Annotated in this window: 12 protein-coding genes; 5 read left to right on the forward strand and 7 right to left on the reverse strand. The window is 70.2% G+C overall.

Going from position 1 to position 14,501, the window contains the following annotated elements:
- Window positions 1–278 precede the first annotated feature (278 nt).
- From ABZ664_RS14745 to ABZ664_RS14755, 3 genes are read left to right on the forward strand one after another with little or no spacing between them, the layout of a single operon-like run.
- Complete coding sequence (locus tag ABZ664_RS14745) at window positions 279–1,208, forward strand: XRE family transcriptional regulator (protein WP_362508588.1); 930 nt, start codon at window positions 279–281, stop codon at window positions 1,206–1,208.
- Entirely contained in the window at window positions 1,205–2,074 is an 870-nt protein-coding gene (locus ABZ664_RS14750) for an aminoglycoside phosphotransferase family protein (protein ID WP_362508591.1), read from the forward strand. The genes ABZ664_RS14745 and ABZ664_RS14750 overlap by 4 nt, the downstream gene beginning before the upstream one ends.
- Window positions 2,075–2,133: 59 nt before the next feature.
- Window positions 2,134–3,522, forward strand: a complete 1,389-nt coding sequence (locus tag ABZ664_RS14755) for an XRE family transcriptional regulator (protein ID WP_362508594.1) — start codon at window positions 2,134–2,136, stop codon at window positions 3,520–3,522.
- Here the strand turns inward: ABZ664_RS14755 and ABZ664_RS14760 are convergent.
- The 7 genes from ABZ664_RS14760 to ABZ664_RS14790 all read right to left on the reverse strand — a co-directional run bounded on the left by ABZ664_RS14760 (window position 3,519) and on the right by ABZ664_RS14790 (window position 11,892).
- Complete coding sequence (locus tag ABZ664_RS14760) at window positions 3,519–4,535, reverse strand: NAD-dependent epimerase/dehydratase family protein (protein WP_362508597.1); 1,017 nt, start codon at window positions 4,533–4,535, stop codon at window positions 3,519–3,521. The two genes, ABZ664_RS14755 and ABZ664_RS14760, sit on opposite strands and share 4 nt — an antisense overlap.
- Window positions 4,536–4,688: 153 nt before the next feature.
- A complete protein-coding gene (cutA, locus tag ABZ664_RS14765) occupies window positions 4,689–7,079 on the reverse strand; it encodes an aerobic carbon-monoxide dehydrogenase large subunit (RefSeq protein WP_362508600.1) in 2,391 nt (796 codons plus the stop codon).
- Entirely contained in the window at window positions 7,076–7,552 is a 477-nt protein-coding gene (locus ABZ664_RS14770; protein WP_362508603.1) for a (2Fe-2S)-binding protein, read from the reverse strand. The genes cutA and ABZ664_RS14770 overlap by 4 nt, the downstream gene beginning before the upstream one ends.
- Complete coding sequence (locus ABZ664_RS14775) at window positions 7,545–8,414, reverse strand: FAD binding domain-containing protein (protein ID WP_362508606.1); 870 nt, start codon at window positions 8,412–8,414, stop codon at window positions 7,545–7,547. The genes ABZ664_RS14770 and ABZ664_RS14775 overlap by 8 nt, the downstream gene beginning before the upstream one ends.
- A complete protein-coding gene (locus ABZ664_RS14780) occupies window positions 8,411–9,799 on the reverse strand; it encodes a solute carrier family 23 protein (protein ID WP_362508608.1) in 1,389 nt (462 codons plus the stop codon). Before ABZ664_RS14780 ends, ABZ664_RS14775 begins: the two co-directional genes overlap by 4 nt.
- Window positions 9,800–10,010: 211 nt before the next feature.
- Entirely contained in the window at window positions 10,011–10,292 is a 282-nt protein-coding gene (locus tag ABZ664_RS14785; protein ID WP_362508611.1) for an RNA-binding S4 domain-containing protein, read from the reverse strand.
- 28 nt (window positions 10,293–10,320) lie between these two features.
- Window positions 10,321–11,892, reverse strand: a complete 1,572-nt coding sequence (locus ABZ664_RS14790) for a PucR family transcriptional regulator ligand-binding domain-containing protein (RefSeq protein WP_362508614.1) — start codon at window positions 11,890–11,892, stop codon at window positions 10,321–10,323.
- Between the two features lie 189 nt (window positions 11,893–12,081).
- On the opposite strand from ABZ664_RS14790, the gene ABZ664_RS14795 reads away from it, so the two are divergent.
- The gene (locus ABZ664_RS14795; RefSeq protein ID WP_362508617.1) at window positions 12,082–12,993 is read left to right on the forward strand and encodes a DUF2877 domain-containing protein; all 912 of its coding nucleotides are present in this window, start codon (window positions 12,082–12,084) and stop codon (window positions 12,991–12,993) included.
- Window positions 12,980–14,437, forward strand: coding sequence for an FdrA family protein (locus tag ABZ664_RS14800; RefSeq protein WP_362508620.1), 1,458 nt, complete (start codon window positions 12,980–12,982; stop codon window positions 14,435–14,437). The genes ABZ664_RS14795 and ABZ664_RS14800 overlap by 14 nt, the downstream gene beginning before the upstream one ends.
- Window positions 14,438–14,501: the final 64 nt, after the last annotated feature.

Raw genomic sequence — 14,501 nt, forward strand, 5'->3', positions numbered from 1 at the left:
CCTTTCACGAGATGTGCGCCCGCGAAGGCCTCGGAACGCGCGGCCTAACCGCTCGATCATGGATCGAATGGGAGAGGGAGCACCTGCCCAGCGCCGACTACCAGGACCTTCTCTGTCGGCTGTTGCTGACCGGACCGGTGCAACTGGGATTCGCGCGCTCGTACGCGCCAGTAGGCGGACCCACTTCGCCGCCGTTCCACAAAGAGGCCCTTGTCGCCGACGCGGCTCGTGAGTCACTCGCGCATGCCGCCGCTGCCCAGCTCACCGATGTGAGTACGGTGACTTTGGAACATGCCGACGACGAAATCCGCCGGCTGGCGGCCGAGTACGTCTACGCCGATCCCATGCCGCTCTTTCACCGGATGCTTCGGCTGCGTGGTGAGATCTTCGCGCTGCTGGACGGACGCGTCCGACCGGCTCAGGCCGTCCAGCTGACACTGATGGCCGGACAGGTATGCGGGTTGCTCGCCAACGCGAGCCTTGACCTGGGCAATCGGGCCGCGGCGTCCGCACAGGCCAGGGCTGCGTGGACCTACGCCTCGATCATCGACCACCACGCGTTGCGTGCCTGGGTACGCGGCCTCCAGGCCATGATCGCCTACTGGACGGGATTCCCTGAGACGGCGGCCGATCTCGCCCGCGACGGGAAGCGGTACGCACCTGGGACCACGGCGTTCGCGCGCCTCGCCGGTATAGAGGCGCTCGCGTCGGCGGCGATGGGTATGAGGCCCGACGCCTTACGCGCGATCGGTAGTGCTTGGGATCGTTCGGGTTCTCACGACGACCTCCACGACGACGTCGGCGGCGAGTTCGGATTTGACCTGGCCAAGCACTCCTATCTCGCCGCTGGCACGTACATCCACCTGCGGTGTCCCGAGAACGCGATCGTTCTCGCCGAACAGGCGATCTCGCTTTATCAGTCAGGCCCGCCGCATCTGCGGGCCTATGGAAACGAGGCGATCGCCTGCTCCGATCTCGCCGTGGGACACCTTCTCAACGGTGACCTGGAGGCAACCGCGGCTGTGATCACCAAAGTCCTGTCGCTTCCCGAACACCAGCGCATCGACGGTCTGGCCCAGCGTCTCAACGGTGTACGCCTCAAGGTGGCCGGGGAGTCACGGTTTCACGGCTGTCCACGGGCACGAGCGCTCGTCGAGCGCCTTGAGGAGTTCTCCTTCCTGTCGTCTCCTCGGGAGCTCTGCCGGTGAGTGCCGTCCTGTCGGAGAGTTCCACCTTGTTCCGGCTGTGCCGCGTGGCCGGCATCGACGGTAGGGACGCCCGGCTGATCCGTGTGTGCGTAAACGTGGTCTTCCATCTCCCACGTGCCAACGCCGTGGCGCGGATCGCCTCGGCGGAGACGGCTACCCGCGCGCGTCGGGTGGTCCATCTGGCGCACTGGCTCGAAGCCATCGGGTTTCCCGCCGTACGTATTCACCGTGAGGTTCCCGAAGCGATTCTCATGGACGGCCAGGTCGCCACATTCTGGGAACATCTTCCCCAGCAGGTCGGCTCCCCTCCTGTCGTACGGCTCGCACCACTGCTACGACGACTGCACGCGCAGATATCACCCTCCCCGCTGCCGTCCTGGGATCCCGTAACGGAAGCCCGGAGCAACCTGCGGCTGGCTCGGGAAGTCGTTCACGATCGTGATCGTGGTCTTCTGCTGGATTGGTGTGACCGGCTGGAGGCGGAGCTTCCCACACTCCGGCGCAGTCTGCCGTACGGGCTGATACACGGTGATGCATGGGCGGGAAATCTGCTCTGGCGCGGGGAAGGGGTGGTTCTGTGTGATTTCGATCAGATGTGCAACGGACCTCGGGCGTGGGATCTGGTACCCACCGCGGTAAACGCGTTGCGCTTCGGTCACCCGCCCGCGGACGAGCTTCTGGCGGCGTACGGCTTCGACGTGACCGCCTCAGCGGCGTTTCCCCTACTGAGGCAGGTTCGCGAACTGATCATGTTGACCGGGGTGTTACCGGCCCTGCCTGACCGCCCCTCCATCGCCGGAGAGTTCAGGCGGAGAGTCGCGAGTCTCCGGGGAAACGGCCCAGATCGGTGGACACCCTATGGATAGCTGCGAGCTCACCTGCTGTGACGTAGCGTTGTAGCCGACGACGTTTGGGAGGCCCCACGATGGCCAAGCCTGGACATGACGCCGATTGCGCCCAGCGCATCCGCATACGCCGACTCGCCCAGGAGGCGGATCCTCCGCCGATCGGTGTGCTGCACGCGATCGCGGCGGAGATTGGCGGGTGCTGCGAGCACCATCCGCTGAAGTGCTTCCGGCTCGCTCTAGGCTGGAGCAGCGCGGACAAGGCCGTCCAGGCAATGCACCGCATGTGCCAGACCCACGCTCTCGGTTCTCGCGGACTGACCAAGAGGTCCTGGCTGGACTGGGAGAACGGACATCGTCCCGGCGCGGACTACCTCGACCTGCTGTGTCGCCTCTTCCAGACCGGCCCGGTGGAGCTCGGGTTCGCCACCGACTACTCCCCAGGCGTGAAGACCTCGGTCCCCGCACCCGAACGGGAGATGATCATGAGTGCCGCCAACGAGTCCAGCGACCACGCCGCCGAGGCCGAGGCGGCCGTCGTCGGCCCCAACGCCTTGGAGCAGTTGAGCGACGACATCACCCGCCTTGCCCGCGCCTACGTACACGCGGCACCTCTTCCTCTTTTCGGTGAGCTGACGCGCATCCGCAATCGCACGTACCGTCTCATCGAACGCACTCGCCACCCCGGCCAGCAGCGTGACCTCTATCTGGTCGCCGGACAGGTCTGCGGGCTGCTGGGAAGCGCGAGCTTCGACCTCGGCTACCCGCACGCGGCGGCGGAGCAGGCCAGGGCGGCCCGGGTCTACGGTGAGGTCATCGGCCATGACGAGCTGACCGCGTGGGCCAACGGTCTGCTGGCCTGCGTGGAGTTCTGGGCGGACCGTCCGGCACAGGCGCTGCGGTTGGTGGAACGGGGCCTCGCTCTCGCCCCCACCGGCACCGCCCGGGTCCGCCTGCTCAGCATCGCGGCGCGAGCATCCGCCCTGCTCGGTGATGTCGGGGGGGTTCGCGAAGCGATTCGCGGCGCCCGGGATGCCCGCGGCCCTCAAGGGGAGTTGCATGACGGTGTGGGTGGCGAGTTCGGCTTCGACGAGGCGCGACAGGCCTTCTGCGCTGGGTCCGCTTATCTGAGGGCCGGGTTGGCGCCGGATGCGGAGACCGAATGTGAGCACGCGCTCGCCCTATACCATCGCGCGCCTGCCGAAGAGCGGTGGTACGCCGCCGAAGCGAGCGCCTCCGTCGACCTCGCGGCGTCCCGTCTGCTCTCCGATGACGTCAGCGGAGCAACGGACGCCCTGTCCCCCGTGTTCACGCTGCCAGCGGACAAGCGAGTCGATGGTCTGGTGAAGCGGCTTCGTCAGGTCCGAACGTCACTCGCTGCGGTCCCGTCTCGTGAAACGACCACCTTGGTGGGAAAGATCGAGATATTCACCGCCGAAACCGTCACGCGAACGCCCATCTCTTTTTAACGGCGATCCCAGATCTCAAGGAGCTCTCGTTCCCTCTCCTGGGACAACCCGTGGTGAGCTTGACGGTCATAGGCGGCAGGATCTCCGCTCTTGGACAACCATCCGTAGGTGTCTCGCACTGTCCCCTCGATCGGGCGGCAGGTCAGCCCAGCGTGTGCCGCCCTGTCCGTGTCCACGGACCAGGTACCCGGAGGAGTCCGCCACAGCGGAATCTCGGTCCACTGCCTGACCTGGTGATCGATCAGGAAGTCATCCTCGACCCAGGTCAGCTGGGCACCTGACTCGGTCTCGGCGACGCACGCGTCGAGCATCCGCCCGAAGGTAGCCTGCCCCTGAGGCGCCACCACGTTGAAGATCCCTACCGTTTTCTTCTCCAGGCACTTGAGAGTGAACGCGGCCAGATCCCGAATGTCGACGGGCTGAATCGGCTTCGTGGCATCCCCCGGTGCGAGCACCCGGCCACCGCGCTCGATTCGCCGTAACCACCAGACCAACCGGCCCACGTTCTCTTGCGGCCCGAGGATCACTCCAGGGCGCAGAACGGTGACCCGGCCGTCGAAGGCGTCCAGCACCGCGCGCTCACAACCGGCCTTGTAGGCCCCGTACTGCGCGGCCGTCCACGTCGCCTCGTCTTCGGCCGTGCCAGACACGTCCGGTGCACATTCGTAGACAGGACTTTCCTCGCTGACGGGCTCGGCCGGCCAGGCCGGATAGACCGAGACGGTGGAGAAGAAGACATAGGCACCCGCCCTGTCCGACAGGAGACGGGCGGCATCCCCGACGGCTTTGGGCACGTACCCACTGGTGTCGACGACCCAGTCCCACTCGCGGCCGGCGACCAGCTCGCGGAGATGAGTCGCATCCTCCCTGTCTCCTCGTACGGCCTCCGCGCCGGACACGTCCTGGCCAGTCCGGCCGCGATTGAACGTCGTCACTTGATGGCCGAGGGCAAGGGCTTGCTCCACGAACACCCTGCCAACAAAGCGAGTCCCGCCCAGCACCAAGACCTTCATGGACACGATCATCGCTCGGGGAGGACTGCTTTGTCCCCTCGGCGGTGAACATCATCCATACCGGCAGGTGGGCGGTCTCGATGAGGGGCACCTCGGCGGCGTAAGGCATCAGGAAGTCCATGAACGAGGCGTTCAGCAACTGGCCGTCGGAGGTCAGGTCGTGGCGGCGCGGCGGAGGTCGAAGAGGTCCGACGGGGAGATGGGCATCTTGTCGATCCTGATCCCCTCGGCGTCCTCGATCGCCGAGGCGAGCACCGCCGAGACCGGGATGACCCCCGCCTCGCCCGCCCCCTTGATGCCGAGCGGGTTGAGCGGGGAGGGGGTCTCCAGGTGCGCGGTCTCGATGTGGGGCACCTCGGTGGCGTACGGCATGAGGAAGTCCATGAAGGAGGCGTTCAGCAGCTGGCCGTGGCCGTCGTAGATCATCTTCTCGTACAGGGCGCCGCCTACGCCCTGAGCGACCCCGCCGTGGATCTGACCCTCGACGATCATCGGGTTGATCAGCTTGCCGCAGTCGTGGACGACGGCGTAGCGCAGGATGCGGATCTCGGCGGTCAGCGGGTCGGTCTCGACGATGGCGGCGTGCATACCGGAGGCGAAGGTCGAGCGGATCGGCGAGTAGTAGTCGCGGCCCTCCAGCCCCGGCTCCTCCCCGTCGGCCACCGGCGGCCGGTCGTAGGACGCGGCGCCGGCGAACTGGGTGGCCCGCGCCGCCTCCTCGTCGAAGGCGTAGCGCAGCGGGTTGGACAGCACCGCCACGGTCGCCAGCGGGATCGAGGCGCCGGGGGTGCCCGCCACCCGCACCTCCCCGTCGACGATCTCCAGGTCGCGGGGGTCGGCCTCCAGCGCGTCGGCGGCGATCCGCAGGGCCTTCTCCCGCACCTTCCTGCAGGCCAGCGCGATCGCGTTGCCGCTCATCACCGCGGCGCGCGAGGCGAACGTGCCGACCGCGTAGCCGAACCTGCGGGTGTCGCCGGTGACGACCGAGACCCGTTCCATCGGTACGCCCAGCTCGGACGCGGCGATCTGCGCGAACACCGTCTCGTGGCCCTGGCCCTGGGAGGTGAGGCCGGTGGAGACGTGCACCCGGCCGTCGGAGGTGATCTGGACGTGCCCGCCCTCGTACGGGCCGACGCCGGTGCCCTCGACGTAGCAGCCGACGCCGATCCCGATCGTGCGGCCCTCCTCGGCCGCGCGGGCCTTCAACGCCGGGAAGTCGTCCCAGCCGATCAGCTCCTTGAGCATCCGCAGCGACTCGGGGTAGTCGCCGCTGTCGTAGATCAGCGGGCGGCCGTCCTGGAAGATCAGGCCCTGGTCGTAGGGGAACTCGTCGGGCTGGATGAAGTTGGCCGCGCGCACCGCCGTACGGTCGGCCCCCAGATACTCGGCGATGTGGTCCATCGTCCGTTCCATGCAGAAGACCCCCTGGGGGCGGCCCGCCCCGCGGTACGGGGTGACCTGCACGGTGTTGGTGTAGATCGAGGAGAACTCGACCCGGTAGGCGCCGATCCGGTAGGGGCCGAGCAGCTGGGTGGAGGTGATGATCGGCACGATGATCCCGTACGGCGTGTAGGCGCCGTGGTCGTGCAGGATCTCGACGTCCAGGCCGAGTACCCGGCCCTCGTCGTCGAAGCCGACCCGGACCGACTGCACCTGGGCCCGCTCGTGCGCGGAGGAGACGAAGTGCTCGCGCCGGTCCTCGGTCCACTTCACCTCGTGGCCCAGCGTCATCGCCGCCCACGGGACCAGGATCTCCTCCGGCCACGGGTGGACGATCTTCACGCCGAACCCGCCGCCCACGTCGGGGGCGATCACCTCGACCTTCGGCAGCGGCAGGCCGAGCTTGGCGGCGATGGCCATGCGGACGCTGGTGGAGGTCTGGGTGCTGGAGTGGACGCGCAGGGAGCTGTCGTCGGCGTCCCAGCGGGCGTGCACGCCGCGTCCCTCCAGCGGCATGGACGCGCTGCGCTCGATGTCGAGCCGGAAGGAGAGCGTGTGCGGCGCGGCGTCGATCGCCTCGCGCGCGCCGAGCCCGGCGTCCGAGGGCACCTCCTGGACCAGGTGCGCGCCGACGTTGCCCGGCACATCCTCGTGGACGAGCTGGGCGGACTGCGCGGCCTCCTCCACGCCGACCACCGGCTTGAGGATCTCGTAGTCGACCTGGATGAGCGCGCAGGCGTCCTCTGCGAGGTAGCGGTCGCGGGCGACGACCATCACGACGGGCTCGCCGACGTGCCTGACGATCTCGCGGGCGAGCGGGTACGCGGTGCGGCCGTGGGTGAGCGCCGGGTGCGGGATGAGCAGCGGCAGCGGCTGGGCGAGCGCGCCCGGCAGATCCTCCCAGGTGTAGATCGCCACCAGTCCCTCGACCTCGATGGCGGCCGAGACGTCGATGTCGCGGATCCTGGCGTGGGCGTGCGGGGAGCGGACGAACGCCGCCTCCAGCGCCCCGGCTCCCAGGTCGTCCAGGTACAGGCCCCTGCCGGTGAGCAGCCGGGGGTCCTCGCGCCGGATGACCGGTTCGCCGAACAGTCTCGTGGTCACGGCTCCTCCGCCATGATCTCGGCCGCGCGGTGGACGGACTTGACGATGTTCTGGTAGCCCGTGCACCGGCACAGGTTGCCGGAGATGCCCTCCAGCACCTCCTCGTCGGTCGGCGCCGGGTTGTCGCGCAGCAGCGCGGTCACCGTGCACAGGAAGCCGGGGGTGCAGAAGCCGCACTGCAGGCCGTGGCACTCGGCGAAGGCCCGCTGCACCGGCGAGAGCGTGCCATCCTCGTCGGCGAGTCCTTCGACGGTGGTGATGTCGCGCCCGTCCACGGTGACCGCGAACGTCAGGCAGGAGCGGACGGGCTCGCCGTCCAGCAACACCGTGCAGCACCCGCAGACGCCGTGCTCGCACCCGACGTGCGTACCGGTCAGGCCGAGGTCGTGCCGCAGGCAGTCCGACAGCAGCCGCCGCGCGGGGACCTCGGCCTGCCGGAGCACCCCGTTGACGGTCAGCGTGATCTCATGCATCCGCGGCCTCCCTGGCGGCGTCACGGAGTGCCTGCTCGGTGAGCACTCCGGCGAGGTGCCGCCGGTAGGCGGCGGTCGCGTGGATGTCGGCCTCGGGGTCGACCCGGTCCCGTACGACGCGGGCCGCCGAGGCCCAGTCGGCCGAGGCGGCCGGGCGGTGACCGACGGCCTCGGAGACGTCGACGAGCAGCGGCACCGGGCCCAGGCTCACGCACGCCACCGTCGCCGAGGTGATCCTCAGGTCGTCGTCCAGGACGACGAGCGCCGCGATCCCGGCCAGGGCGTAGTCGCCGTGCCTGCGGGCGACCTCGCGGAACGCGGTGCCCGAGCGCGGGGGCGGCGCGGGGAAGAACGCGGAGACGGCCAGCTCGCCGGGGGCGACCGCCGACTCCAGCGGGCCGGTGAAGAAGTCGGCGGCGGGGACGTCCCTGACGGCGCAGGGCCGCGCCAGGCGTACCGAGCCCCGCAGCAGGGCGAGGACGGCGGGCAGTTCGGCGGCGGGGTCGGCGTGGGCCAGGCTGCCGACCACGGTTCCCCGGTTGCGGATCACCGGGTGGGCCACCAGCCGGAGCGCCTTGCCCAGCAGCGGCTGGGCGGCGGCGGCCGATCCGTCGCGTTCCACCTGGGCGTGCCTGGCGAGGGCTCCGACGCGGACGCCCTCCGGTGTGACGTCGACGAACGCCAGCTCCCGCAGCCGGTTGATGTCGACCAGGTGGGCGGGGGCGGCGAGCCGCATATTCAGCATCGGGATCAGGCTCTGCCCCCCGGCGAGCACCTTGCCGTGCTCCCCGGCCTCGGCGAGGGCGTCGAGCGCCTCGCCGAGGGAGCGGGGAGCGTGGTATTCGAACGGGGCTGGCTTCACCCGGTGGCCTCTCGTTGCGGCTCCGACACCTGCGGACCGGCACCGCCGCCGCTGCCGCCCCGCCCGGCGATGACCCGGAGCAGGTGGTAGCCGGCCACCACCACGATGGTGCCGAGGGCGATGCCCTCCAGCGTGAAGTCCGAGCTGATCATATGCTTGACCGGGCCGATGGCGAGGATGATCCCCGCCCCGATCGGGACGAGGTTGACGGGGTCGGCGAAGTCGACCCGGTTCTCGATCCAGATCTTCGCGCCGAGCAGGCCGATCATGCCGTACAGGATGACGGTGATACCACCGAGCACGCCGCCCGGCGTGGCCGCGACCAGCGCGCCGAACTTCGGGCAGAGGCCGAACAGGATCGCGATGACGGCGGCGATGTAGTAGGCGGCCGTCGAGTAGACGCGAGTGGCGGCCATGACGCCGATGTTCTCGGCGTAGGTGGTGGTCGGGGAGCCGCCGAAGGTGCTGGCGACGACGGTGGCGGCGCCGTCGGCGGCGACCGCCCGGCCCATGTAGGGGTCGACGTCGGTCTTGGTCATCTCGCCGACGGCCTTGACGTGGCCGACGTTCTCGGCGACCAGCGCGATCACCGCCGGAAGGACGAGCAGCACGGCGGAGAACCTGAAGTCGGGGAAGTGCATGCTCGGCAGGCCGATCCAGTCGGCCGCCGCCACGCCTTCGAAGCTCACCCTGGGGTGCGTGTCGACCGCGCCGGTGCCCGCGTTGAAGGCGGTGATGTTCCCGAAGACCTTGTCGGCCAGCCAGGAGAGCGCGAAGCCGATGATCAGACCGAGCAGGATGGCGATCCTGCCGATGAAGCCCTTGAAGAGCACGATGATGACGAAGGTGACGGTCATCGTGATCAGGGCGATCCACTGGTCCTGCGGCCAGTAGATGTCGGCGACGACGTACGCCAGGCCGAAGCCGATCAGCATGACGACGGCGCCGGTGACGACCGGCGGGAAGACACGGTTGATGATCTGTACGCCGAGGAAGTGGATGGCCACGCCCACGAGCGCGAGGACGAGTCCGGCGACGAGGATGGCACCGGTGACGATCGCGTCGGTGGCGGGGGTGTCACCGCCCATGAGCGCCCGGATCGCGAGCACGCCGCCCACGAAAGACGCGCTGGTCCCGAGGTAGCTGGGGACCTTCCCCTTCACGATGAGCAGGAACATGATCGTTCCGACGCCCGAGAACATGATGGCGACGTTAGGGTCGAGTCCCATCACCAGGGGGAAGACGAAGGTCGCGCCGAACATCGCGACGACGTGCTGCGCCCCGAATCCGACCATCCGCGGCCATGACAGCCGCTCGTCGGGTTTGACCACCTCTCCTGGAGCGAGCGTCCTGCCGTCGCCGTGTTTCGTCCAACCTGCAACCATCGAGCCCCACCTTTCACCGGGCCGTCGGTCGGTGAACCACCCCGCGGGCTTCCCTCCGGCGAATCCCCTTACAGCTGTTGCGGGCACGTTAGGACCGAAAGCATGCCCTTACACCGTCATGATCTGCCAAATCTGCGGGGCGTACCAGTGGACAGCTCGCACACCGCGCACCTGCCGCCCCGGTGAGAGCCGCCCGCGGACCGCGGAGCGGTCACTTCCCGACCACGTGGATCTCGAAGCCGTCGCCGCTCACCACCTGGCCTTCACGGATCTTGCAGGTCTTGCGGAGCTCGACCTCGCCGTCCACCAGCACGTTGCCGTCGGCGATGAAGTGCTTGGCCTGACCGCCCGTCTCGGTGACGCCGCAGTATTTGAGCAGGTCGCACAGCGGGATGTATTCGGTTTCCAGCTCGAAGGTCTCGTTCACGCCGAACAGCTTAGATCCCGGGTACGCGCCCTCCTCGCCGCACCGGGCGCCGTCGTCGGATGCCACCGTCGGATGCCATCACCGGATGCCACTGTCAGATGCCGCGCATCCGCAGGACGTGCAGGGCGAGGGTGAGGTTCAGGCGCAGGTGGGCGTCCTCGGTGAAGCCGCCGAGCATGCGCTCCAGCTTGCCGATCCGGTAGCGCAGCGTGTTGTAGTGGAAGTGCAGCCTGCGCGCCGTCTCGGCCACGTTGAGGTTGGTCTCCAGCAGCACCTGCAGCGTACGGCGCAGGTCGGCGTTCTCCGCGTCGTCGTCGGAGGCGAGCGGGCCGAGCGTCTCGCGGACGAAGGCGTGCAGCTCGGCGGTGTCGTTGACCAGCGACAGCAGCCGGTAGACGCCGAGCTGGTCGAAGTTCGCGACCGCGCCGTTGCCGTGGAGCTGGCGGCCCACCCGCGCGGCCTTCAGCGCCTGGCCGTACGCCTCGGGCAGCGCCTCGGCCCCGATGGCGGTGCGGCTCGCGCCGGTGGAGAAGGTGGCGGGCAGGGACTCGGCGAAGGCCGCGGCGGCGTCCTTGGCGAGGCGGCCCGCGTCGACGGACGCGTCCACGATGGTGACGACCTCGTGGGAGAACCCGGCCACCGCGCCGCGGGCGTCGTGGCGGCGCATCGCACCGGTCCAGCAGGTGACGAGGCGATCCTGAGCGGCGCGCTCGTCGCCCTCGGGGTCGAGCTCGGCCACCAGCACGGTGACCGGGCGCTGCAGGTCCCAGCCGAAGGCCCTGGCCCGGGAGGCGACCCGTTCGGAGCCTCCCGCCCTGCCGGTGAGCACGTCGCGCAGGAAGTCGGCACGATACTTGCTCTCGACGGCGTTGACCGCCTCCTGCCGGGTGACCACCAGCGCGGCGACCGTAGCGGCACGTTCCAGAATTCCGACGTCGCTGTCACCGATCGCCCCGACCGGGCCGCAGGCGACGATCCTGCCGTGGTGGTGGCCGCCCGCCACGACCGGCACCGAGGCGTGGCGCCCGTCGGGGCGCTTCGAGGCCTCGCGCAGCGCGGCCACGTGTTCGACCGGCCCCGCCGCGGCCAGCACGTGCCCCGCCCCGTCCAGCACGGCCACCCCCGCGCCCAGCAGCCCGGCGACCTCGGCCGTCACCTCGCGCAGTCCTCCCCCGGCGAGCACGACCTGGACCAGTGCCCGGTGCGCCTCCTCGGCCCTGGCCAGCACCGCGGCCTGGCGGTTGAGGATGTCGGTCAGGACCTGGTTGAGGATGTCGTCGAAGCCGACGTCGTCGGGAAGCTGGATCAGCGGGAATCCCAGCCGGTCGGCCTGCTCCACCATCTCCTCGGGCAGTTCGTCGAGATAGCGGCCGAGTTTGATGGCGAGCGCGGCCAGGCCGCGCTCGTCGAGGTCGGCCACGAGCCTGCCGAGCGACTGGGGCGTGTTGCGCAGCGGGTAGCCGGTGGTGAGCAGCAGCTCGTGCGGCTTGACCCAGGCCAGGACGTCGGGCACCTCCATCACGTTGAGGCGCTGCACGACACGGTCCAGGCCCCGCTCCCCCGCGATCAGCCGGGCTCCCGCCAGTGTCGAGACGCCGAGGACCTCGCCGACGGCGACGCCGTGAATGATCGTTCCAGTGCTCGCCGGGCGTACGGGGGGTTCCATGAGGTGATTGTGACTGATGGACCCGTCTGTCAGGAAGAGCCAACCTTTGAGCGGAGTGTTGGCAGCTTTCTCCGTACGGCCTGCGTTCACGCCCGTTCTACCGTCTGCTCAATGGATGGGGGAGTCCGTGAGCGAGCGAACCGCTGGAGAGAGCACCTTCACACCTACGGGGCCTGCCGAGGAGCGCTCATGACCGTTGGAACACGCCCGAGGACGCCGAGGGCGCCGAAGACGCAGCGCGTACACCCGTGGACGCACGGGACCGGCGCGGCCAGTACGGCCCTGCGCCAGATGCTGGAAGCACCCCGCCGCCCGGCGCGGGTGCTGGCGGCCTTCCCGGCCGGCGTCTACCTTGAGGTACGCACGGAGATGGAACCGCAGGTCATCGCGGTGGTGACCGGGGAGGCCACCCGCCTGCCCAACGCGATGGTGGTCACCGACCCGATGCCTCGCGTCGCGGTGGGCGACGAGGCGTCCGTCGGAGACGGCTCGATCGACGTCGGACGGCTCAGCCTGCGGGCCCACCGCTGGTGGAACCCGGCCCCCCCGCTCGGCGCCGTGGAGGCGGCGCGGCTGGCCCGCTCGCTGCCCGCGATGGCGGAGTTGTGCGAGCGGTCGCCGAGGCGTCCCGGGCTGGAGGGCAACGGCGCGGCCGGCCTGCTGGCCCAGGGGTGCGCCGAGGGTTCGTTGCTGAAAAGCGTGATGGCCGCCGAGCAGTTGGTCGGCCTGGGTCCCGGGCTCACGCCGAGCGGCGACGACGTGCTCGCGGGGTTGCTGGTCGCGCTGCGTCACCTGGGCGGGGCGGTGGACGCGAGACGTGCCGTGTGGCTGGCCGACTGGCTCGCCGCCGCGGTCACCTTCGACGTGCGCGGCAGGACCACCCCCATCTCGGCGGCGCTGCTGCACTGCGCCGCCCGGGGCGAGGCGAGCGGTGAGGTGCTGGCCGTGCTGCGGGGTCTGGCGGGCCGGCACTCCCTGGAGCCGGCGCTGCACCGCCTCCTGCAACTGGGCCACACCTCCGGGGCCGATCTGGCGTGGGGACTGCGGATCGGGCTCGCGGCGGTGATCGATTTGGAAGGCGGGGGCAATGGCGAGTACTGACATGGTCCGGACGCGTACGGGGGTCTACCACGACTCCGTGAGCCTGATGCGGGTCAGCCGCACGGCGAGCGCGCTGCCCGGCGTGGAGGTCGCGGTGGTGGCGATGGCCACCGAACTCAACCTCCAGATCGCCTCCGAGCTGGGCTTCGACCTCCCCCAGGCCGGTCCCGCCGACCTGCTGATCGCGCTGCGCGGCGAGAGTGACGCCCTGGAGGCCGCGTCCGGGGAACTGGACGGGTTGCTGACCGCGCTGTCGGCCCCGTCCCCGTCCGCGGGCGGGGTCGGAGGCGGCGGCACCGCCGAGCTCCCTCCGCGCACCGTCCGCGCCGCGGCCCGCGAGCGCGCCGCCGACCTCGCCCTCGTCTCGGTTCCCGGCCCGCACGCGTTCGCCGAGGCGCTGGACGCGGTCGAGGCCGGACTGTCCGTAATGATCTTCAGTGACAACGTGCCGGTCGAGCAGGAGGTTCTGCTCAAGAGGCGCGCCGCCGAGCGCGGCGTGCTGGTCATGGGGCCCGACTGCGGCACCGCTGTGATCGGCGGGGCGGGCCTCGGCTTCGCGAACGTCCTGAGACCCGGCCCTGTCGGGCTGGTGGCGGCCTCGGGAACGGGCGCGCAGCAGGTGACCTGCCTGCTCGACCTCGCGGGAGTGGGGGTGTCCCACGTGCTCGGCGTGGGCGGTCGCGACCTGTCCGCGGACGTGGGCGGGCTGTCCACCCTGCGTGCCCTGGAGGCCCTCGACGCCGACCCCGCGACCGAGCTGATCGTCCTGATCTCCAAGCCTCCGGCCCCCCAGGTCGCGCGGGCCGTCGAGGAGGCCGTCGCGAGGCTCGGCACGCCGGTCGTGACCGCGCTGCTCGGTCCCGGCCAAACCGACCTCACCTCGGTGACCGAGGCCGCCCTGCGTGCCCTCGGCGTCCCGATCCCCACCTGGCCCTCCTGGCCCGCCCCCGGGACGACCGACGCGCCCCCCGGCCTCCCCGGCCTCCCCGAGACAGATGGCCCGGGCGCGGAAAGGAACGTGCGGGGAATCTACTCGGGCGGGACGCTGTGCGTGGAGGCGAGGCTCATCGCCGGGACCGGCGAGTTCACCGACTTCGGCGACGACGCCTACACGGTCGGCAGGGCCCATCCGATGATCGACCCGACGCTCCGCCTGGAGGCCCTGGCCGAGGTGCCGCCCGGCGACGTCGTCCTGCTCGACGTGGTTCTCGGCCACGGCTCCGACCCCGATCCCTCCGCCAGGCTCGCGCCCGCGATCGCCGAGGCCGTCGCCGGAGGCGTCACCGCGGTGGTGGCGCTGGTCGGCTCGGAAGGCGACCCGCAGGGGCTGGCCGCGCAGGCCGGGGCACTGAACGCGGCGGGGGCCGCGGTGTTCACGTCCAACGCCGAGGCGGCCGGGTACGCCGCGCGGGCGTCCGCCGGGATCACCGCGAACACTCGTTGATCGTTCGCCCTGTCCACACCGTTCGCACCTCCTCCTCGGAGGCGGAGGTTTCCGGGCTCGTTCC

This window comes from Streptosporangium sp. NPDC006930 (assembly GCF_040635605.1).
GTDB lineage: Bacteria > Actinomycetota > Actinomycetes > Streptosporangiales > Streptosporangiaceae > Streptosporangium.